The following is a 19,466-nucleotide window of genomic DNA, read 5'->3' as shown; positions in this document are numbered from 1 at the left end:
TGACCGCACGAACCCCGCTCACCGCACAGACCCCGCTCAGGGGTGCATCCGCGCCCCCTTCATCACCTTGTCCACCGCGTTCCTCGGCCCGTACACCGCCAGCCCCACCAGATCCAGCTCCCCCGTCGGCACCGCCCGCACCGCCGCCCGGTTGTCGCGGTCGTTGCCCGTGGTGAAGAGGTCGGACGTGAACACCGCGCGCGGGAGAGCGCGGGACAGCACGCGCGCGTGGGCCGTCGTCAGGTTCTCCTTCGTGCCCTCGAAGACCAGGACCGGCTGGCGGAACATCGGCTGGTAGCCCACCCCGTCCGCATCCTCGTACGGCTCCCCGATCACCTCGGGGAACTCCGTTCCCAGGCCGCTGACCAGGAAGGCGCTGACGTTCAGACGCTGCCAGGTCTCCAGGTCCTCGCGCAGCAGGACGGCGATCTTGGTGTCGAAGCGGACGGGTTCCATGGCGGCGGTCGTGCCGCTCATGGCAGTCGTGGCGGTCGTGTCGTTCATACGGCGAGACTGGCGGCCGCCCTCCCCCTCCGTCTTGTACGTTCTTTGCATGGCCGCCGCACGGAACCGCCAGGAAGTCTCCGCGTGGCGCCCCTCCGTCCCGGGCGTCACCGAGGTCTTCCACGCCCACTTCACCGAGTACGCGTACCCGATGCACGTCCACCAGGCCTGGACGCTGCTCATCGTCGACGACGGCGCCGTCCGCTACGACCTCGACCGGCACGAGCACGGCACCCCGCACGACACGGTGTCCCTCCTCCCACCGCACGTCCCGCACAACGGCTCCCCCGCCACCCCGCACGGCTTCCGCAAACGCGTCCTGTACCTGGACAGCACCCGGCTCGGCGACGATCTCATCGGCCCGGCGGTGGACTCCCCCGACCTCCGCGACCCGGTGCTCCGACTGCGCGTCGGCCAACTGCACGCCGCCCTCGCCCACCCCGGCGACGAGCTGGAGGCCGACAGCCGGCTCACCCTCATCGGCGACCGGCTGCGCGCCCACCTGCGGCCCAGGAGCCTCACCGGCATCCCGCGTCGCGACCCGGCGCTCGCGGGGCGGCTGCGCGAACTCCTCGACGAGCGGGTCGTCCAGGGCATCGCCCTCGACGAGGCCGCGGCGCTCGTCTCGGCCCATCCCGCCCATCTCGTACGGTCGTTCAGCACCGCGTACGGCATCGCCCCGCACCAGTACCTGATGTCCCGTCGCGTCGACCGCGCCCGCCGGCTGCTGCTGGAGGGCCGGTCGCCGGCCGAGGTGGCGGTCGCGACCGGCTTCTACGACCAGTCCCATCTCACCCGCCACTTCCGGAAGCTGGTGGGGGTGCCGCCGGGGCGCTACCGGAACAGCGCGCGCTGAGCGTCGTACAGATTGCGCGGGCGTACGACGTCCGTGGTGCCGTACAGCTCCAGGCGGGAGTGGAGGTCACCGGCGAAGTCGGGTACGTCGATCTGGTCGAACTCCCTGACCTCGTTGATGCCGACGGTGGCGGAGTACGGCGCCAGGCCGTCGAGGCGGATCATGCCCGCGCGGGCGTTGGTCACCCGGACGTTCCAGTGGGTGAAGCGCGCTCCGAACAGCGGGCCCGCGCTCGCGTCGCCGCCGTGGCGGCCGTTGTTGTCCACGGTGATATCGGTGCGGACGTTGGCGAAGGGCAGGCCGCGGTGGCTGTCGAAGGTGCCCATCCGCATGTCGCCGCGTGACCAGACGTTGTGGGAGGACAGGCCCTCGACGTTGATGCCGTGCAGCTGGGTGCCGGCGGGGGCCGGGGTGGTACGGGCCTCGATCGTGAAGTCCTCGATCAGGTTGTCGTGCGAGCCCTCGCGGCAGAAGTAGGGGTGGTGGCTGCCGCGGCCCGCCACGCGCGTGTGCCGGAGCGTACAGGCGGAGGCCGCGACCAGGCCGAAGCCGTTGTCGACGTGGCGGACCGTCACGTCGTCCACCCAGCAGTCGTAGGCGCATTGGAGGACGACGCCGTTGTGGCCCTTGTCGAGGAGGTGGGGTTGTTGGGGGGTCTCCGTCGCCTCCAGGGTGAGGCCCTCGACGCCTGATCCCGACAACTCCGGGATGTGGGTGGTCAGTTGTGGGTTCCACTCCGGGCGTACGTCGAGCGGGAGCGGGCGTTCGAGGGTGACCTTGCGGCCGTGGACGCGGGTGATGCGGACCGGCCACTCGTAGGGGACGTACGACGTCAGCTTCGTCTTGTCGTCCCAGGTGTAGGCCTCGGGGCCCGGGCCGCCGCCGCACATGTGCTCCAGGAGGGTGTGCTCGGCGTCGTCGGCGAGGCGGAGGAGGACCAGGGCGCCGGGGCGCAGCGACGACGGGTCCGTGACGGTCACCGTCCAGGAGCCTCGGCGGGCCGGAGCGACGCCGGTGAGCGGGCGCCATTCGTCGCGGCGGTTGCCCGTCCAGCCCTCGAACGGCCAGTTCTTCGCCCTGATCGCGGCTACGAGGGAGTTCCAGCGGCCCTCGGGAGCCAGCCAGATCAGGCCGCCCGCCCAGGACCAGGACGACTTGTCGCCGCCGTAGCGGGAACCGTAGGCGCCGATCAGTTCGGTGAGGTTCTTCGTCGCGTGGAGCTTCGTACGGGAGCTTCCCGCGCCGCGGAGGACCACGTTCGAGTGGCCGACGCGGATCACGTCGTCGATGCGGAACGTGCCGGGCGGGATGGTGACCGTGCCACCGCCGGCCCTTCCGGCGGCGGCGATGGCACGGTTGATCGCGGGGGCGGAGTCGGTCGTGCCGTCGGGCGTGGCACCGAAGTCGCGGATGTCGGCTACGACGGGGCGGCGGAGGAAGCGGGGCGCTCCGGCGCGGTGGCCGGCTCGGCCTATGTAGGGGATCTGGGGGTGGGTGAAGGGGGCGCGGGTGAACTCGCGCCAGAGGGACGGGACTTCAGTGGCGGACGCCGCCTGTGCGGCGCCTGCCGTCGTGCCGGTCGCCGCGGCCAGCGCCACGGCCGTGGCCCCGCCGAGCATGGTCCGTCTGGTGAGAGGCGATCCGGTGGGATGCGCATGGCCCATGTCCGTACTTCCTTCCATGCGGCTCTTCATGGATGTGAACGACGTTCAGAATTGCGTTGGCCGGTGAGCATGCCACGGGACCCCTGCGCCGTGAAGAGGGTGCGCAAGGGTTACTTAGTACAGACCGGGTACGGCCCTCTGTGCGGGACTTGAATTCAGCGAGCGGGCCGCTGGGTCAGATGACTGAACGCATCCAGATTCCGCGTCGACTCGCCGCGCGCGACGCGCCACTCGTACTCCTTGCGGATCGCGGACGCGAAGCCCAGCTCCAGGAGGGTGTTGAAGGCGCCGTCCGCCGCCTCCAGGACCTGGCCGAGGAGGCGGTCGATCTCGTCGGCGGTGACGGCGGCGAGCGGGAGCTTGGCGGTGACGTAGACGTCGCCCAGCTGGTCGACGGCGTAACTCACGCCGTACAGCTTGAGGTTGCGCTCCAGGAGCCAGCGGTGGACGCCGGGTTCGTTCTCGTCGGGGTGGCGGATGACGAAGGCGTTCAGCGACAGGGAGTGGCGGCCGAGGAGGAGGGAGACCGTCGTCGACAGCTTGCGGGTGCCGGGGAGCTTGACGACGTAGTTGCCGGGGTCCGGGCTCTCCCACTCCAGCTCGGCGTCCTTGAGGGCTCCCTCGACGACCTGCGCCGCCTTCTGTGCGGCAGCCATGCGTGCGTCAGCCATGGTGGGAGCGTACGCGACGCCGGTGGGCGTGGCTCGCGGCGACGTAGACGTCCGCCGTGGCCGCGGCTGCCGCGTCCCAGCCGAAGGACTGGGCGTGCCGGGCCGCGGCCTCGCCCATCCGTGGGGACAGGTGCGGGTCGTCGGCGAAGGCGCGGAGCACGCGCGCGTAGTCGGCCGGATTGTGGCCCTGGACCAGGAATCCGGTACGGCCGTCCCGTACGGCCACCGGGAGGCCGCCCACCGACGCCGCCAGCACCGGCGTGCCCGCCGCCTGCGCCTCGATGGCCACCAGCCCGAACGACTCGCTGTACGACGGCATGACCAGCAGCGACGCCGCCCGGAACCAGTCCGCGAGCTGCTCCTGGCCGACGGGCGGGCGGAACCGTACGACATCCGCGATGCCCAGGCGGGCGGCCAGCTTCTGCAGGCCCTCGGGCTTGGCGAGGCCGCTGCCGCTGGGGCCGCCCACGATCGGGACGAGGATGCGGGAGCGAAGCTCGGGGTGTTCGTCGAGGAGGACGGCCACCGCGCGCAGGAGGACGTCGGGGGCCTTCAGGGGCTGGATGCGGCCCGCGAAGAGGGGGATCAGGGCGTCCTGGGGGAGGTCGAGGCGGGCGCGGGCCGCGGCTCGGCCGTCGGCGGGCGAGAAGCGGGTGAGGTTCACTCCGGGGTGCACCACGGCGACCTTGTCGGGGTCGGCGGCGTAGTGCCGTACGAGTTCTTCGGACTCCTCGGCCGTGTTCGCGATGAGGCGGTCGGCGGCCGTGACGATCTGGGTCTCGCCGATGACGCGGGCGGCGGGCTCGGGGGTGTCGCCGTCGGCGAGGTTGGCGTTCTTGACCTTGGCCATGGTGTGCATGGCGTGCACCAGGGGGGCGCCCCAGCGCTGGGCCGCCAGCCAGCCGACGTGGCCGGAGAGCCAGTAGTGGGAGTGGACCAGGTCGTAGTAGCCGGGGCGGTGGCCGGCCCAGGCCTGCATCACGCCGTGGGTGAAGGCGCAGAGCTGGGCGGGGAGGTCCTCCTTGTTGAGGCCCTCGTAGGGGCCCGCGTCGATGTGCCGGACCAGGACGCCGGGGGCGAGCTCGACGGTGGGCGGGAGGTCCGTGGCCGTCGTGCGCGTGAAGATCTCGACCTCGATGTTGATCGCGGCGAGGCGCTGCGCGAGCTCCACGATATAGACGTTCATGCCGCCGGCGTCGCCGGTGCCCGGCTGGTGGAGCGGGGAGGTGTGCACGGAGAGCATGGCCACGCGGCGGGGGCGGCGGTGCGGCAGACGGAGCCGCGGGTGGGCCGCCGGGGAGCGACGCCCGAGCCTGCTGACGTAGTGGCTCACGTGGCGTTCCTCCTTGGCTGCGGGCATGCCGGGTGGAGGGTGCGCGGGCCCTCCAAGGGGGTGCAACAGCGGAGGGAGGGGTTCCCATTCCGGGTGGGGTGGTTTTTGCCGAGGCATTACCGAAGGTCGCTCAACTGTTCGGGGCTTGGGTGCGTTGGGGGCACCTGTCGAGGGTGGCCTGGAAGTGCTGCCACCTACCCTCGTATCCATGACACCCCGCGCAGCCGCCCGCCCCGTGGGAACGGTGACTCGCGGGACGACCAACCCCAACCGGCTTCGCCGTATGGACCGCTGGATCGCCTACGCACACGGGGCCGAGCTCCGTCGGGCCGCGGATCCGGTCGCGGTCGACCTGGGGTACGGCGCCGCTCCATGGACGGCCGTGGAGTTGCTCGGTCGGCTGCGTACCGTCGCGCCACGCGTGCGCGTGGTCGGTGTGGAGATCGAGCCGGCCCGGGTTGCCGCAGCCAAGCCGTATGAGCGGGAGGGGCTCGTCTTTCGGCACGGCGGGTTCGAGATTCCCGTCCCGCAGCGGCCCCTGCTCGTGCGGGCCGCGAATGTGCTGCGGCAGTACGAGGAGGGGGAGGTCGCCGGGGTCTGGGAGCGGCTGTGTGCGCGGCTCGCGCCGGCCGATCCGGTGTCGGGGGCGCTCGGCGGGCTCCTCGTGGAGGGGACCTGCGACGAGATCGGGCGCCGGCATGTGTGGGTCGCGCTCGGGCCGGAGGGGCCGCGTACGGTGACCTTCGCGACGCGGCTGGGCTCGCTGGAGCGGCCGTCGGACCTCGCCGAGCGACTGCCGAAGGCGCTCATCCACCGCAATGTTCCCGGCGAGCCCGTGCACCGATTCCTGCGTGACTTCGATCGCGCCTGGGCCGCTGCCGCGCCCTACGCGTCGTACGGCGCACGTCAGCGCTGGATCCGGGCGGTGCGGGACCTCGCCGTCGACTGGCCGGTGACGGACGGGCCGGTGCGGTGGCGGCAGGGGGAAGTGACGCTGCGGTGGGAGGCGTTGGCGCCGCGGGGCTGACTCCGAGTCTGTGACCTGACCCCGTGGCCTGGCCCCTGGCCTGATCCGTGATCTGCGGGGAACGATCTCCGCGAGTCGTTCGTCACAAAGGCGGGGAGAACGTCATGACGGGGAGGGAACGGGGGGAAGCAGACCTCTGTCACTTTGCGCGCCGTCGTGGCACGATCCCCCGGACGCTCGTAAGTTACTGACGAGACATCAGTTTGGGGGCAACAGGTATGGGCTCGGGCAAGCGCGGCCTGATCGCATCGGCCGTGATCGTCGTCTGCGCGGTCACCGTACTGGCGGCACCAGGCACGGCTTTCGCGGCACCCACCCCCACCCCGTCACCGAGCACGTCCCCCTCCTCGTCCCCGACCACCGTGTCGAACAAGGACCTTGAGGAGGTCCGCCAGAAGCTCGAAACGCTCTACCACGCCGCGGCCGTCGCCACCGACGAGTACAACGCCGCCGAGGAAGCGACCGAGAAGCAGTCCGCCGAGATCGTCGCGCTGGCGAAGAGGATCGTCAAAGGCCAGGAGAAGCTCGCCGAGTTGAAGAAGCGCGCGGGCGCCGCGGCTGCCGCCCAGTACCGCTCCGGCGGACTGCCCGACGAGGCGAAGCTGATGCTCAGCGACGACCCGCAGGAATTCCTCGACGGCGCGGGCCGGGTGTTGCAGGGCGGGCGGGCCGCCAAGGGGCTGCTCGCCGAAATGACCCGTACCCAGCAGGACTTGGAGCTGTACGCCAAGGACGCCTCCGCGCAGTGGCACAAGCTGGAGGCGGGCCGCAAGGCCAAGGCGGCCGCCCAGAAGAAGATCGAGAAGCAGATCAAGGCGGCCGAACAGCTCGAATCCCAGCTGGAGAAGGAGGAGCTGGAGCGCCTCGCCAAGCTGGAGGAGGAGGCCGCCTACAAGGCGCAGACCGCCTGGCTGGACTCCGGCGTTCTGAAGGACCTCGACACCAAGGCCTCGGCACAAGGTCGCAAGGCCGTCGAGTATGCCTCGGCCCAGCTGGGCAAACCGTATGAATGGGGCGCCGAGGGGCCGAAGACGTACGACTGTTCCGGCCTGACGTCACAGGCGTGGGCGAGCGCCGGGAGCGGCATTCCGCGGACCTCGCAGGAGCAGTGGAAGCAGCTCGAGCGCATCGACGTCGAGGACATGCGCCCCGGCGATCTCATCATCTACAACGACGACGCCAGCCATGTCGCGCTGTACATCGGCGACGGCGCCATCATCCACGCCCCGCGTCCCGGGCGCACGGTGACCGTCGCAGGGGCGGGCTCGATGCCGATCCTCGGGGTGGTTCGGCCCGATGCGAGTTGATTCGGGGCGTCTTGTGATGAGTGGGTCGTGACCCGTACCACGTGACCCACCCCACGTCACACAGCCACCAAACCCCGGGTGGACGTGACGTTCGTCATCCCCACCCCCTTCCCGACGTGTCCAACTGCGGTAGGGAACGCGGCATATGACAGTGGCCGGTGTCCAGGCGGGGTGCCTCACACCATTCCGTTGCGGCGCCGACTACCGCTATGGTCCCCGTCGGTGGATCGAGGTCCCTCGTTTCCGCCAGCCCTCGGGGGGAGGGAAGGAACCCAAGACGATGCCCCTACCCATACCGCGGCAGAGAGCGATCCCGGCCGTGGAGAGTGGTCAGGCACCGGCCGCGCCCCCAGGCGGCACCTCCACGGAAGAGGCCCCGCGTAAGGAAGAGACGGTCGAGAACACCACCCACACCAACCTGACGCTGCTGCTGATCGAGGACGATCCCGGCGGCTCCACGGTCGTGCCCGAAATACTCGACTCGGCCGGCAAGCCGATCCGCGTGCGCACCGCCCGCAACCTCACCGAGGCCGAGCGGCTGCTCACCGACGACGTCCACTGCATCCTGCTGGACCTCGCGCTCCCGGCCCCCGGCCGGGCCGCCGACGACGAGCTGGGCGTGCTCAAGCACGTCCTGGAGCTCGCGCCCCGGCACGCCGTCCTCGCGCTCACCGCGTCCGGTGACGCCGAGCGCGGCGCGGAGGCGGTGCGGGTGGGCGCCCAGGACTACCTCTTCCGGGACGAACTGGACGGGCGGCTGCTGAGCCGCGCGATCCGCTACGCGGTGGAGAGGAAACGTTCCGACACGGCCGAGCGGCGGCTTGCCGAGGGCCGGATGCGGGCGCAGGAGAACCGTCGACTGGAGCGCGGCCTGCTGCCGACGCCGCTGCTGGAGGGGTCGTCGCTGCGGTTCGCCGCGCGCTACCGTCCGGGGCGTTCGCGTGCCCTGCTGGGCGGTGACTTCTACGACGTCGTCCGCACGGCCGACGGCACCGTGCACGCCATGATCGGCGACGTCTGCGGGCATGGGCCCGACGAGGCCGCGCTCGGTGTGGAGCTGCGGATCGCCTGGCGGGCGCTGACGTTGGCCGGGCTGTGCGGGGACGCTCTGCTGGGGACGCTCCAGCAGGTGCTCGAGCATGAGCGGGCCGACGAGGAGATCTTCGCGACCCTCTGCACGGTGGATATCGCACCGGACGGCCGTCGGGCGGGGCTGTGCCTGGCGGGGCATCCGTCGCCGCTGCTGGCCCGGCCCGGGCGGCCGGCGCAGTTGTTGCCGTACGACAACAACGGGCCCGCTCTCGGCCTGCTGCCCGGTGCACGGTGGCCGCGGATGGAGGTGAAGCTGGGGGCGGAGTGGAGTCTGATGCTCTACACCGACGGCTTGATCGAGGGTCGCATCGGCGAGGGCCGGGAGCGGCTCGGCCAGGACGGCATGGTGGAGATGGTGCGGCGGCAGCTCTCTGAGGGGCTGCAGGGGGAGGCGTTGTTGCGGGCCGCTGTCAATGAGGTTCGGGACCTCAATGGGGGCGAGCTGGCGGACGACGTGGCTGTGCTGTTGCTCGACCGCGGGGCGTGAAGCGGGGACTCGCCGTTGTGGGTTCCGGTTCTATGCCGGCTAACGGTCCGTTGTGGCTGGTCGCGCTCACGCGGCGGTAGCCGCATATCGACACAGCCCCGCGCCCCTTACGGGGCGCTGCCCCTCGCCGCGTTGATCAGCGGCCGCCGTTCCACGGCCCGTACGGGCCGTCGCTGCTGGAGCCCTTTCTGGCGCGGCCGCCGCCCGGCAGGCCCTTGATCGCGGGGCGGACGTCGACCATGTACACGATCGTCGCGATGAGGCCGATGATCGGCAGGAACGACAGGATGTTGAAGATCAGGTTCACGATGAAGGCGAGGCCGAGGATGATCAGCCAGAACGGCTTGGTCTGCTTGTCGGCCGCGCGGTAGGCGTCCTCGCGGCGCGTGGCCGCGTCGATCAGCGCGAAGCCGCTGAAAAGGATCAGGGCCACGCTCAGCAGCCACATGAACCCCGCGAAGCCCTGCATCAGCACAACGTCCACCACCCGAATCGGCTCGTACCTACGCGGTCACCGTACCCGCAACCGCAGGACCGCTACCCGAACAACGGGCCGAGCACTCGGTAAGTGCCCGGCCCGTGTCGAACAGCCCCTCTTCACCCGTCCGTGTTACTTGGCGGGCGGGGTCGTCTTCTTGGCGGTGGTCTTGCGCGCCGGGGCCTTCTTGGCGGTGGTCTTCTTCGCCGGGGCGGCCTCGGCGGCCGGCTTGGCCTCGGCGGGCTTGGCCTCGGCCTTCTCCTCCTTGACCGCGGCCGGCTCGGCCTTCGGCTCGACGGCCACGGCGAGCTCCTCGATCTCCTCGGCCGCCTCGCCACGCCAGGTCTTCACGGCCTGCTCGCCGTGCTCGGCGACCTTCTCGTAGGTCTCGCGGGCCTTCACGGCGTACTCGGCGGCGACGCCGACACCGCGCAGCGCGAGGTCCTGGGCGGTCTCGCCGAGCTTCTTCAGGTCGGCGTCGAGGTTGCTGCCGAGCTTCTTGAAGTCCGCGTCCAGGTTGCTGCCGAACTTCTTGAAGTCGGCGTCCAGGTTGCCGATGAGCTCGTTGACCTTGGTCTGGAAGCTCTCCTGCGCCTCCTTGGCCTTGGCACCGGCCTCCTTGGCGCGGGCGGTGGCCTTGTCCTGGACGGCCTTCGGGTCGGTGTTGCGAACGGCCTCGAACCGGGCCGGCGCCTCGGCGCGCAGCTGCTCCACCAGGCCGGGCACCTTCTTGGCCTGCTGGAGGGCCAGGTCGGCGGTGCCGGCGGCGAAGTAGAGCGGGGTCGGGTCGCTGAGGGTCTTACGCAGGTCGTCGGCGATGGCCATGGTGATGGTCCTCCCGGGTTGCTTTGAGGTGAGGGTTTTGGATCCGCGGTCGGCCGGACGGCTGCTGGCCGTCGGGTGCCATGCGCACCCTGCCTGCCTTGCCTGCCGTGCTTGCCTTGCGTGCCGACGCGCGCTCGGTCATGGCGCGCGTACGGCGGCGCTCGGTCAGCCGGCCGACTGCTGCGGGTTGGTCGGGTTCTCCGGGTCGGCGTCGCTGCCGTCGGACGTACGGGTGGTGCGGGTGGTGCGGTTTGTGCGCGTCTTGCGGGTCGTACGGCTACGGCGTGCGGCGGCGTCGCTGCCCTGGGTGTCCGCCGCGTCCGCGGCATCGGCCGCGTCCGCCGCACCCTCGTGGCCGTCGCTCTGCAGGGTGCCCAGGTCGGCCAGTCGGACCTCCCCGGCCGGGTCGACCGTCTCGGCAGCCTCCTCCGCCTCCGGGGATATCCCGAACCCGTTCTCCTTGCGGAAGGATTCGTAGATCTGGAGCAGCACCTGCTTCTGCCGCTCGTTCAGCGTGGGATCGGCGAGGATGACGGCGCGCGTCTCCACCTCGTCCCGGTCCCGCTCGGCGTCGAGGATGCCGGCGCGCACGTACAGCGTCTCGGCGGAGATCCGCAGCGCCTTGGCGACCTGCTGCAACACCTCCGCGCTCGGCTTGCGCAGCCCGCGCTCGATCTGACTCAGATACGGATTGGACACCCCGGCGGCATCGGCGAGTTGCCGCAGTGACAGCTGCGCGGTGCGCCGCTGCTCACGCAGATACTCGCCGAGATTGCCGACGTTGAGCGATGCCATGCCTCCACCTTGCCTCACCCCCGCTAACTATTGCAAGCACCTGCTTGCAAAAGTGCGCCACGCCACGTTGTGACGGAGCGCTTCAGTCAGCCGGTGAGCGCTCAGGTTCCCCAGCTGAGCGTCAAGCCCTCCTGTCCTGTCCCTGCAACCTGCCGCTACTTCCATGGCGATGAGAATCGACCTTGCCCGCAAGGGCGCAGCCCTCGCGTCATCCCCGGATGGACGACACGCCGAGCCGCCGCCAGGCCCGCGGGCCGGATCCTCGAACTCGGCACCGGAGTCGGGGAGGGCACGGCCTGGCTCCTCAGCGGCATGGACCGCGCCTCCCGTCTGACCACCGTCGCACTCGACCCCACCGTCCAGACCGTTGCCCAGGAACAGCTGGGCGCCGACCCGCGGGTGACCTTCGTTTCCGGGGACGGCGGCACGTGGCTGGACCTCGTGGCTCCCGGCGGGACCTACCTGATCGACGACCTCTGCCCCCCCGGCCCGGCCGGCCGGAGGGCCACGAAGCCTCCGTCGAACGCCTTCTGGCCGAGTTGGACGAACGCGAGGACTTCCGATGCGTCCTCACCCTGCCCACGGTGTCTGGGACAGGACACCTCCCTATGCCACATCCCGCCGTACGAGGGCCTCAGCGACCGGCATACCGCTGCGCCGCGCATGCGTCATCCGTTCGCGGACATCGCGCAGCGTTCGGGGACGGTATCCGGGCCCGCCGCAGCAGCTCTTGTGGAAGCCGACGCCGGCGTTCAGCAGCACGGAGAGGGTCCGCCATGCCGCGGCGTCCCGCCGACGGGGCGTGGCGAACGCCGACCCCGCGTGAATCATCGGCTCCGCACAGCGCGGGCAGATGCGTTGCCTCGTGCGGTCGTAGGGCTGCTTGTACGAGACCCGGCAAGGGAGGCAGACGTATGAGGTCCTCGCGTTGGCCATGTGCTCAACCTAGAGAGCGCGCCTTGGGCTGACGAGCGGATATCTAAGATCGCCCGCATGACGCTGCGACCTGTTCTGGTGAACATAAAGGCTGTTGACGACTCGGCGGTCGCCCGGTTCTGGGCGGAGGCGCTCGGCTGGGAAGTCTCCGGCTCCGAACCCGGCGCGACCGCCGCCAAACCCGTCGGCTTCGACTGGCTGCAACCGGTCGGCGTATGCATCGACGTCATCGCCGTCCCGGAACCCAAGACGGCGACGAAGAACCGTGTGCACCTCGATCTCGCCACCACCTCTGCCGCCCATCAGGCGGAGTTGGTCGCGCGTCTGAAGGCTCTCGGTGCGACGCCCGTCGACGTGGGCCAGGACGATGACGTGCCGTGGGCGGTTCTCGCCGATCCCGAGGGCAACGAGTTCTGCGTGCTGGAGCCTCGGGAGAGCCACCGGGACACCGGGCCGATCGCCGTGATCGTGGTCGACTGCGTGGATCCGCGGGCCATGGCCCGGTTCTGGGGCGAGGCGATCGACTGGACCCTGCACGAGGTGACCGACGACCATGCGCTGTTCCGCTCCGCCAAGGGTGTCGGGCCGTATCTGGAGTTCCTCCGCACCGGCGTGAAGACCGTGCCGGACCGCATCCATCTCGACCTGGTGCCGGAACCCGGTGACGACAAGGCGGCCGAGGTGGCCCGGCTGCGGGCCCTCGGCGCCACCGACCTCGACGTCGGCCAGGGCGACGTCCCGTGGACGTGCCTGACCGACCCGGAGGGCCACGAGTTCTGCGTCCTCGCCCGTTCCTGACGCGGAGCCTTGACGGCACCCGGACACCTGGCCGAAAAGTGCGGGGCGCGCCCACCGCACGGGGAACGATGAAGCATGCGCCCGGATGACTGGTACCTCACCGAAGACGTCGACGACTTTCTCGCCCGAGCCGGAGACTTCCTGCGCTCTCGGCCCGGCACGCACGTCATGCAGCTGACCTGGGCCGAGAGAGTGCGCGTGCGTGGGGCGAAGGCGTTCGGCACCGACGCCCCCGTCTTCGGTGTGCTGGAGCGGGCGGGCGAGGTCCACGCCACCTTCTACCGCCTCCCGCACCGTGGTTGCGGCCTCTCCCCCCTCACGCCCGAGCAGGCCGACAGCCTCGCCGCCCGCCTGGCCGCCCTCGGGCACTCCCTTCCCTCGATCAGTGCGGACCGCAGCACCGCCACCGCTTTCGCCGAGGCCTGGCAGCGGCACACCGGCGCGACGCCGAGACTCCGCGACATCCGGCTCCGGCAGTACCGCCTCGGCACCCTCACCCCACCGGAGCCGCCGCCCGCCGGCCGGGGCCGCGTCCTGGGCGAGCAGGACCTCGACCAAGCCATCTTCTGGTGCGGCGAGTTCGCCAAGGCCGTCGGGGAGGTCGTCACCCTGAACGCCGGCACATGGGCCGACTCACGCTTCGCCGACAAGCGGTACACGCTCTGGGAGACCCCGGACGGCACTCCCGTCTCCATCGCCGGAATGAACCCGGTGATCGGCGGCCAGGTGCAGGTGGACATCGTCTACACCCCGGCCCACCTGCGCGGTCGCGGCTACGCGGCCGCCGTCACGGCGGAGGTGAGCCGGGCCGCGCTGGCCGCGGGCGCGCGGGAGGTCGTGCTGTTCGCGGACCTGTCCAACCCCACCAGCAACGCCCTCTATCAACGCCTCGGCTATCGCCCGCTCGCCGACTGGGCGGGGTACGAATTCCCCGGTGCGGCATCGGAAGTCGGCTAGGGAGCCGGCTGGGAAGTCGGCCAGGGGCGGACGAACGCGCGGGGCCGGGCACGCATCCTCGTCATCCGCTCGCGGGGCCGGGCACGCATCCTCGTCATCCGTGGGCTGGACGGATGAAAGCCGCCTGCTCCATACGTAGTGCCCGCGAGCGGCTGTCGGTCCCTGTGGTGATCCGCTCCTCGATCATCTTCGCGTCGGCGCCCGGCCGACCTGAGGCGAGGAGTGCGCGTGTCGGAGCGGAATGTTTCCCGGAGACGGTCGAACGGGCTGCGTGCCAGGTGGGCCGCGGTCTGTGTGGGGCTCGCCCTGTCGCTGACCGGCGGCCTCCAGAGCGCGGCGGCCACATCCGACACCCCCGAGCCGCCGGGAGGGCTTCTCGACGCGCCCGCGGCGTTCATCGAGGGGTCCCTGCACCCGGATGAGCCGCCGGCCGGCGCCGACGACTGGAGCTGCAAGCCCACGCGCAAGCATCCGCGCCCGGTCGTACTGCTGCACGCGACCTGGACGAACGCCTTTTCCGACTGGAGCATGCTGGCCCCCTGGCTGAAGCAGCAGGGCTACTGCGTCTTCACCCCCAACTACGGCGGCGCGCCCGGTAGCCCGTTCAAGGCCAGCGGGCCCGTCCCGGCCTCCGCCCGGCAGATCGCCGGATACATCGACCGCGTGCTCAAGGCCACCGGTGCCCGTCAGGTCGACCTCGTCGGGCACTCCCAGGGCGGAGGCGTCACGCCCCGCTGGTATCTGCGGTTCGAGGGCGGCACGGATTCCGCGCATCCGAAGCGGAACAAGGTGCGCCGCCTCATCGGCCTGGCGCCGTCCAACCACGGCACGACCGCCCTGGGCCTCGGCACACTGGCCACCACGCTGGGGCTCAACCCGGTCGTGTCCACCCTCGTCGGCCAGGCATGGTCGGACCAGATGGTCGGCTCGGACGTGAACAAGAAGCTGGACCGGGACGGTGACACACAACCAGGGGTCGACTACACCGTCATCGCCACCCGGCTCGACGAGGTCGTCACCCCCTTCACGAACCAGTTCCTGACCGCGGGACCGCGCGCGACCGTCCGGAACTTCACCATCCAGGACATCTGCCCCGAGGACCTCTCCGAGCACGTGTCCCTCGCCTACGACACCAACGCCGCCCAACTCGTGCGCAACGCCCTCGACCCCGCCCACGCGAAGCCCGTCCGCTGCGGCCTTTCGCTGCCACTGCTCGGCGGCTGAGGCCGGGCGGCCACCGGCTCCTCCTCTGGTGCCCCGGCTGGTCGAGCGCGGGCACCAGGTGACGGCTACGACGACGAGCGCGGCCAAGCTCGACCTGGTGCGGCGGATGGGCGCGGGGCAGGGGGGGCGGGGGCGTGATGGACGGGTTCGACGGCCGGTCCGTCGCCACGGCGGTGGCGGCGGCCCGGCCGGACGTGATCGTGCACCGGATGACGGCGATCTCCGCGCCACACTCTGCAGCTGCTCCCGCAGATACCCACTTTTTTGTGCGTACTTGGCAGAGCGCGACCGTCGTCCGACCCTTGATGTGGGTGATCGACGAGGTGTCCGAAGCACCTGGATGATCTGGACGCACGACGGACGGAGGTGGGGGTTTCAGGTCAGGAGACCGACTGAACGTCGGTCATGCGATCCATGCGATCCAGGCGGCGGTGGCCCCAGTCGGACAGGGGGCCGAGAGCCTCGGCGAGGTCGCGGCCGAACTCGGTCAGCGAGTAGACGGTCTTCAGCGGCAGCACGTCGTACACCTCCCGGTGCACCAGCCCGTCCGACTCCATCTCGCGCAACGCCTGGGTCAGCACCTTCTCGCTGAGGCCCGGCAGCCGGCGGCGCAGTTCCGCCGGGCGGCGGGGGCCGTCCTCCAGCAGCCACAGCAGCGACGTCTTCCACTTGCCGTCGATCACGGCGATCGCGGCGGTCACCCCGCACACATTCGGATCGTGGCGCCGATGCGTCATGCCCCACCCTCCATTTCACACCCCTTTTGTCATCAATTATCGTTACCTTACAGGGAGTTGAGCCATGTCTACCCACGTCGGCGAATCCGCCGTCACCGTCCTCGGTCTGGGCCCGATGGGCCGTGCTCTCGCAGGCGCGTTCCTGGACGCGGGACTGCGGGTCACCGTCTGGAACCGCACGCCGGGGCGGGACCGGGAGCTTGTCCACCGCGGTGCCACGTCCGCCGCATCCCCGGCGGAGGCGGTCGCCGCCAGCTCGCTGACCGTCGTCTGCGTGGTGAACTACGACGCCGCCGACGCCGTTCTGCGACAGGACCCGGTCACCGACGCACTCAAGGGCCGTACGGTCGTGAACCTGACCGCCGACACCCCGGCCCGGGCGCGGGACACGGCGGAATGGGCGGCGGCGCACGGCATTCGCTACCTGGACGGCGCGATCATGACGCCGACCACGACGATCGGCACGTCCGACGCGGTGTTCATCTTCAGCGGCCCGGAGGAGCTCCACCGCGAGCACCGGCCCGTCCTCGACACGCTCGGCGGCACCCACACTCACCTCGGCGAGGACATCGGCCGGGCCGCCGCCTACGACGTCGCCCTGCTCGACATCTTCTGGACGGCGATGTCGGGCTACGCGCACGCCCTGGCCGTCGCCCGGGCCGAGGGCATCACCGCTCAGGAACTGCTCCCCTTCGCGCAGGGCATCGGCGTGATCATGCCGCCGCTGTTCGAGGAGTTCGCTCGGGACGCCGACGACGCCACCTACTCCGGCGAGCTCAACCCGATCACCTCCGCCGCGTCCACCATGTCCCACGTCATCGAGACCTCCGAGTCCCACGGGATCGACGCCGGCCTGATGCGCGCGGCCGAAGGCCAGGCCCGCCGGGTCATCGGACTCGGTCACGGGACGGACGGGATCACCCGCGTCACCGAGCTCCTGGGCCGCCACCTGCGGTGACCCACGGGGTGGGCGGCAGTCTCCGACGGGGGGCGGGGTGGCTCGTACACCGGGTACGGCCGCTCCTCCTCCCGGAGGGGAACTCAGAACGGCAACGGCCTCCCATGCACCACCTCCAACCCCGCCACCGCCCGCGTCACCACCACATACAGCCGGTGCAACCCCCGCTCCTCCGCCTCCACGATCGCGGCCGGCTCCACGGCGACGACATGGTCGTACTCCAGCCCCTTCACCGCACTCGCCGGTACGACCGCCACCCGCGCCCCCAGCTCGTCCGCACCCCCCGCCGCGATCCCGGCCGCCCCGAGCGCCTCCCGCACCCACCCCACATCCCCGTCGGCCGCGACGACCCCCACGGATCCCTCCCGGCCCAGCGCATCCCGTACCGCATCGACGACCGCCCCCACCAGGTCGCCGTCGGCCGCCCGGAACCGCAGCTCCCCGTCCCCGCGCAGCGAACGGGCCGCCGGTACCTCGACGTCCAGCCGCTCCAGCAGCCGGTTGGCCAGGGCCAGCACCGCCCGAGGTACCCGGAACCCCGTCGTGAGGGGTACGACCACCGCGTCCGGCTTGCCCAGATGGCGCAGGACCGTCTCCCACGACCGCGCCGCCCACGGAGTCGTCCCCTGGGCCAGGTCCCCGAGCACGGTCAGCGACCCGAAGGGCGCCCGCCGCGCGATCGCCCGGCACTCCATCGGCGACAGATCCTGCGCCTCGTCGACGACGACATGGCCGTACCCCTTCGGATGTTCGATGAGCCCGGCCACCTCGTCGAGCAGGACCAGGTCGGCGGCCGACCAGCGGGCCGACTTCCACGACCGCGGCGGCTTCGTCCACAGCAGCGCCTGCTGCTCGTCGCCGTCCAGCAGCCCGTCGGCGGCGGCCTCCAACACGTCCGGATCACCGAGCAGTGGGGCCACGACCTCCTCGGGCCGGACCCGTGGCCATACGGCATCGACGTACTCCCTGACCGCCCGCGCCCCGGAGACCTTCCGCACCCACGCGTTGCTCTGCGGCCCGGCCCGCCGCTCGGCCTGCGCCTGGATCCGCCGCACCACCCGCGTACGCACCCGCTCCCGCCCGACGGCATACGGCGGCCCCTCGCCCCGCACCCCCGCGACGATCCGCCCCAGCTCCTCCGCCGAGACCCGCCACCGATACGAACCGTCGGGCACGACAACGGAGTCGACCGACCCGGCGCCGCCCCCCACGCGCGCGTAGAGCGCCCGCCGCAGCACCTCCGCCATCCGGACGTCGTGCTTGAGGACGGCCGCGCGCGCACCGTCCACCCCGCTGCCCGCATTCCGGGCGGCGACCCCGGCCCCCAAGGCCTCTCCCAGCGCCTCCCCCAGCGTCGACTGCCGGACGCCCGTCTCGCCGAGGGCCGGGAGGACCTGGGAGATGTACGTCAGGAAGGTCCGGTTGGGACCGAGGATCAGCAGGCCGCCGCGGCGGATGCGCTGCGGGTGGGTGTAGAGCAGGTAGGCGGCGCGGTGCAGGCCGACCGCGGTCTTGCCGGTGCCCGGCGCACCCTGCACGCACATCGACACGGCGAGGTCCCCGCGTACGAGATCGTCCTGCTCGGGCTGGATGGTGGCCGCGATGTCCCGCATGGGCCCGACGCGGGGCCGCTCGATCTCCCGGGCGACGATCTCGCTGGCCCGGGACTCGCCCCGGTCGAGGTGCTCGTCCTCCAGACCGGTGAGGTCGGCGGAGTCCCCGCGGCTGCCGGGCGCCCAGCCGAACCGTCGCCGCACCGAGACGCCCTGGGGGTCACGGGCGCCGGCCTGGTAGAAGGCTCGGGAGACGGGAGCCCGCCAGTCGACGACGAGAGGCGGGTCGGCCGGGCGCTCGGTGATCCGCAGCCGCCCGATGTGCAGGCTCTGCCGATCGGTGTCCAGCCGCCCGAAGAACAGGGGCCCCTCGGGCAGCTCACGCATCGCCTTCGCGTGACTGCGCAGCTGGTACCCGAGCACTTCGGCATCGGCACCGGAGGCGGAGACGTCCTCGCCGGTGACGACGTGTTCCTGGGCTCCGTCGACCATGGCGGCGAGGGTGGCTCGGCAGCGGTCGTGGTGGGCGCGTTCCTGGTGGAGGGCGTGTTGCAGGTGGGTGGTGGCGATGGCGGCAGGGTCGGTCGACGTCATTCCACCGAGCGTACCGAAAAAACGTAACCGAGTTAAATATTTTACCGAGCCTCAGTCGGCCTTCAGCCCAGGCAACCCAGCCGCCAACAGCCCGAACGCCCGCTCCGCCGCCGCCACCGCATCCCCCCGCACCTCGGCCACCCGCTCCCCCGCCGCGATCCGCCGCCAGTTCTCCAGCGCGAGAACCCGCTGCACGGCGACGATCTGCCCGGCGGCCAGCCGCGCGTCCAGCCCGCCACCGAGCGCCTCGGCGAGCGCGGCCTCGGAGCGTTCGAGGTAGCCGTACAGGCGGGCGGCCAGCGCGGGAGTGCCGTACAGCATCGACTGATAGGCGAGGACGTGCGGATTGTCATTGAGCCCGGTGATCGGATCGCACCGCTCGAGGCCGTCCAGAAAGTGCCGCCGCAACGCCTCGACGGGCGAGGGCCCCTCCCGCACCACCCGCGCGGCCTCGTGCTCATGGTCGGCGAACCGGTACAGGACGAGATCCTCCTTCGTCGGGAAGTACCGGAAGAGCGTCGGCTTGGAGATCTCGGCGGCGGCTGCCACCTCGGCGACGGAGACGGCGTCGAAGCCCTTCTCCAGGAAGAGGCGGATGGCGGTGTCCGACAGGGTCTGGTACATCCGCTGCTTCTTGCGCTCGCGCAGGCCGGTGTCGCTCATACTCCGA

General features: G+C 71.2%; 19 protein-coding genes. 8 read left to right on the top strand and 11 right to left on the bottom strand.

The window, feature by feature from the left end:
• Window positions 1-36: 36 nt before the first annotated feature.
• Window positions 37-504 carry a DUF2000 domain-containing protein gene (locus tag BLU79_RS04730; protein WP_093904329.1) on the bottom strand — a complete coding sequence of 156 codons (468 nt, stop codon included), beginning with the start codon at window positions 502-504 and terminating at the stop codon, window positions 37-39.
• Between the two features lie 49 nt (window positions 505-553).
• On the opposite strand from BLU79_RS04730, the gene BLU79_RS04725 reads away from it, so the two are divergent.
• The gene (locus tag BLU79_RS04725; protein ID WP_093904328.1) at window positions 554-1,360 is read left to right on the top strand and encodes a helix-turn-helix transcriptional regulator; all 807 of its coding nucleotides are present in this window, start codon (window positions 554-556) and stop codon (window positions 1,358-1,360) included.
• Here the strand turns inward: BLU79_RS04725 and BLU79_RS04720 are convergent.
• The 3 genes from BLU79_RS04720 to mshA form a co-directional block, all read right to left on the bottom strand.
• On the bottom strand, window positions 1,339-3,042 hold the full coding sequence (locus BLU79_RS04720) for a glycoside hydrolase family 55 protein (protein WP_256333152.1): 1,704 nt from the start codon (window positions 3,040-3,042) through the stop codon (window positions 1,339-1,341). The two genes, BLU79_RS04725 and BLU79_RS04720, sit on opposite strands and share 22 nt — an antisense overlap.
• Before the next feature lie 137 nt (window positions 3,043-3,179).
• On the bottom strand, window positions 3,180-3,680 hold the full coding sequence (locus BLU79_RS04715) for a type III secretion system chaperone family protein (protein ID WP_093904326.1): 501 nt from the start codon (window positions 3,678-3,680) through the stop codon (window positions 3,180-3,182).
• 7 nt (window positions 3,681-3,687) lie between these two features.
• Window positions 3,688-5,028 carry a D-inositol-3-phosphate glycosyltransferase gene (gene mshA / locus BLU79_RS04710; RefSeq protein WP_177000917.1) on the bottom strand — a complete coding sequence of 447 codons (1,341 nt, stop codon included), beginning with the start codon at window positions 5,026-5,028 and terminating at the stop codon, window positions 3,688-3,690.
• A 208-nt stretch (window positions 5,029-5,236) separates the two neighbouring features.
• Between mshA and BLU79_RS04705 the strand changes: the two genes are divergently transcribed.
• From BLU79_RS04705 to BLU79_RS04695, 3 genes are all read left to right on the top strand, one after another.
• Window positions 5,237-6,055 carry a class I SAM-dependent methyltransferase gene (locus BLU79_RS04705; protein ID WP_177000866.1) on the top strand — a complete coding sequence of 273 codons (819 nt, stop codon included), beginning with the start codon at window positions 5,237-5,239 and terminating at the stop codon, window positions 6,053-6,055.
• Window positions 6,056-6,273: 218 nt separating this feature from the next.
• Window positions 6,274-7,362 (top strand): C40 family peptidase, encoded by a 1,089-nt coding sequence (locus BLU79_RS04700; protein WP_093904325.1) that lies wholly within the window; start codon window positions 6,274-6,276, stop codon window positions 7,360-7,362.
• 280 nt (window positions 7,363-7,642) lie between these two features.
• The gene (locus BLU79_RS04695) at window positions 7,643-8,941 is read left to right on the top strand and encodes a PP2C family protein-serine/threonine phosphatase (protein WP_177000865.1); all 1,299 of its coding nucleotides are present in this window, start codon (window positions 7,643-7,645) and stop codon (window positions 8,939-8,941) included.
• Between the two features lie 136 nt (window positions 8,942-9,077).
• Here the strand turns inward: BLU79_RS04695 and BLU79_RS04690 are convergent, their stop codons facing one another.
• From BLU79_RS04690 to BLU79_RS04670, 4 genes are all read right to left on the bottom strand, one after another.
• The gene (locus tag BLU79_RS04690) at window positions 9,078-9,410 is read right to left on the bottom strand and encodes a DUF2516 family protein (RefSeq protein WP_177000916.1); all 333 of its coding nucleotides are present in this window, start codon (window positions 9,408-9,410) and stop codon (window positions 9,078-9,080) included.
• Window positions 9,411-9,551: 141 nt separating this feature from the next.
• A complete protein-coding gene (locus BLU79_RS04685; RefSeq protein ID WP_093904323.1) occupies window positions 9,552-10,244 on the bottom strand; it encodes a hypothetical protein in 693 nt (230 codons plus the stop codon).
• Between the two features lie 165 nt (window positions 10,245-10,409).
• A complete protein-coding gene (locus BLU79_RS04680) occupies window positions 10,410-11,039 on the bottom strand; it encodes a helix-turn-helix domain-containing protein (protein WP_093904322.1) in 630 nt (209 codons plus the stop codon).
• A 606-nt stretch (window positions 11,040-11,645) separates the two neighbouring features.
• Window positions 11,646-11,975, bottom strand: coding sequence for a deoxyxylulose-5-phosphate synthase (locus tag BLU79_RS04670; RefSeq protein WP_093904321.1), 330 nt, complete (start codon window positions 11,973-11,975; stop codon window positions 11,646-11,648).
• A 57-nt stretch (window positions 11,976-12,032) separates the two neighbouring features.
• Here BLU79_RS04670 and BLU79_RS04665 point away from each other — a divergent pair, with 57 nt between their 5' ends.
• From BLU79_RS04665 to BLU79_RS04655, 3 genes are all read left to right on the top strand, one after another.
• A complete protein-coding gene (locus BLU79_RS04665) occupies window positions 12,033-12,773 on the top strand; it encodes a VOC family protein (RefSeq protein ID WP_093904320.1) in 741 nt (246 codons plus the stop codon).
• A gap of 75 nt (window positions 12,774-12,848) precedes the next feature.
• On the top strand, window positions 12,849-13,730 hold the full coding sequence (locus BLU79_RS04660; RefSeq protein ID WP_093904319.1) for a GNAT family N-acetyltransferase: 882 nt from the start codon (window positions 12,849-12,851) through the stop codon (window positions 13,728-13,730).
• A 228-nt stretch (window positions 13,731-13,958) separates the two neighbouring features.
• Window positions 13,959-14,954: an esterase/lipase family protein gene (locus BLU79_RS04655; protein ID WP_093904318.1), complete on the top strand. Its 996-nt coding sequence runs from the start codon at window positions 13,959-13,961 to the stop codon at window positions 14,952-14,954.
• Between the two features lie 380 nt (window positions 14,955-15,334).
• On the opposite strand, the gene BLU79_RS04645 is transcribed toward BLU79_RS04655, so the two are convergent.
• Window positions 15,335-15,691 (bottom strand): winged helix-turn-helix transcriptional regulator, encoded by a 357-nt coding sequence (locus BLU79_RS04645; RefSeq protein WP_093904317.1) that lies wholly within the window; start codon window positions 15,689-15,691, stop codon window positions 15,335-15,337.
• Between the two features lie 64 nt (window positions 15,692-15,755).
• On the opposite strand from BLU79_RS04645, the gene BLU79_RS04640 reads away from it, so the two are divergent.
• Entirely contained in the window at window positions 15,756-16,649 is an 894-nt protein-coding gene (locus BLU79_RS04640; protein ID WP_093904316.1) for an NAD(P)-dependent oxidoreductase, read from the top strand.
• A gap of 83 nt (window positions 16,650-16,732) precedes the next feature.
• Here the strand turns inward: BLU79_RS04640 and BLU79_RS04635 are convergent, their stop codons facing one another.
• Together BLU79_RS04635 and BLU79_RS04630 are read right to left on the bottom strand one after the other, a co-directional pair.
• A complete protein-coding gene (locus BLU79_RS04635; RefSeq protein WP_093904315.1) occupies window positions 16,733-18,796 on the bottom strand; it encodes a HelD family protein in 2,064 nt (687 codons plus the stop codon).
• Between the two features lie 51 nt (window positions 18,797-18,847).
• Window positions 18,848-19,459: a TetR/AcrR family transcriptional regulator gene (locus BLU79_RS04630; RefSeq protein WP_093904314.1), complete on the bottom strand. Its 612-nt coding sequence runs from the start codon at window positions 19,457-19,459 to the stop codon at window positions 18,848-18,850.
• Between the last annotated feature and the right edge of the window lie 7 nt (window positions 19,460-19,466).

Origin of the sequence: Streptomyces sp. cf386, assembly GCF_900103585.1 — a bacterium.
In the GTDB taxonomy this organism is placed as follows: Bacteria; Actinomycetota; Actinomycetes; order Streptomycetales; family Streptomycetaceae; genus Streptomyces.
The sequence above is the reverse complement of the archived record's forward strand: the minus strand, read 5'-3'. Positions and strand labels throughout refer to the sequence as shown.

What these genes read in the sequence shown, in the direction of transcription:
- BLU79_RS04695 (WP_177000865.1), top strand. Translation starts at nt 7,643, where the DNA reads ATGCCCCTACCCATACCGCGGCAGAGAGCGATCCCGGCCGTGGAGAGT.
- BLU79_RS04715 (WP_093904326.1), bottom strand. Translation starts at nt 3,680, where the DNA reads ATGGCTGCCGCACAGAAGGCGGCGCAGGTCGTCGAGGGAGCCCTCAAG.
- BLU79_RS04705 (WP_177000866.1), top strand. Translation starts at nt 5,237, where the DNA reads ATGACACCCCGCGCAGCCGCCCGCCCCGTGGGAACGGTGACTCGCGGG.
- BLU79_RS04660 (WP_093904319.1), top strand. Translation starts at nt 12,849, where the DNA reads ATGCGCCCGGATGACTGGTACCTCACCGAAGACGTCGACGACTTTCTC.
- BLU79_RS04690 (WP_177000916.1), bottom strand. Translation starts at nt 9,410, where the DNA reads ATGCAGGGCTTCGCGGGGTTCATGTGGCTGCTGAGCGTGGCCCTGATC.
- BLU79_RS04645 (WP_093904317.1), bottom strand. Translation starts at nt 15,691, where the DNA reads ATGACGCATCGGCGCCACGATCCGAATGTGTGCGGGGTGACCGCCGCG.
- BLU79_RS04700 (WP_093904325.1), top strand. Translation starts at nt 6,274, where the DNA reads ATGGGCTCGGGCAAGCGCGGCCTGATCGCATCGGCCGTGATCGTCGTC.
- BLU79_RS04685 (WP_093904323.1), bottom strand. Translation starts at nt 10,244, where the DNA reads ATGGCCATCGCCGACGACCTGCGTAAGACCCTCAGCGACCCGACCCCG.
- BLU79_RS04730 (WP_093904329.1), bottom strand. Translation starts at nt 504, where the DNA reads ATGAACGACACGACCGCCACGACTGCCATGAGCGGCACGACCGCCGCC.
- BLU79_RS04665 (WP_093904320.1), top strand. Translation starts at nt 12,033, where the DNA reads ATGACGCTGCGACCTGTTCTGGTGAACATAAAGGCTGTTGACGACTCG.
- BLU79_RS04670 (WP_093904321.1), bottom strand. Translation starts at nt 11,975, where the DNA reads ATGGCCAACGCGAGGACCTCATACGTCTGCCTCCCTTGCCGGGTCTCG.
- BLU79_RS04680 (WP_093904322.1), bottom strand. Translation starts at nt 11,039, where the DNA reads ATGGCATCGCTCAACGTCGGCAATCTCGGCGAGTATCTGCGTGAGCAG.
- BLU79_RS04720 (WP_256333152.1), bottom strand. Translation starts at nt 3,042, where the DNA reads ATGGAAGGAAGTACGGACATGGGCCATGCGCATCCCACCGGATCGCCT.
- BLU79_RS04640 (WP_093904316.1), top strand. Translation starts at nt 15,756, where the DNA reads ATGTCTACCCACGTCGGCGAATCCGCCGTCACCGTCCTCGGTCTGGGC.
- BLU79_RS04635 (WP_093904315.1), bottom strand. Translation starts at nt 18,796, where the DNA reads ATGACGTCGACCGACCCTGCCGCCATCGCCACCACCCACCTGCAACAC.
- BLU79_RS04630 (WP_093904314.1), bottom strand. Translation starts at nt 19,459, where the DNA reads ATGAGCGACACCGGCCTGCGCGAGCGCAAGAAGCAGCGGATGTACCAG.
- BLU79_RS04725 (WP_093904328.1), top strand. Translation starts at nt 554, where the DNA reads ATGGCCGCCGCACGGAACCGCCAGGAAGTCTCCGCGTGGCGCCCCTCC.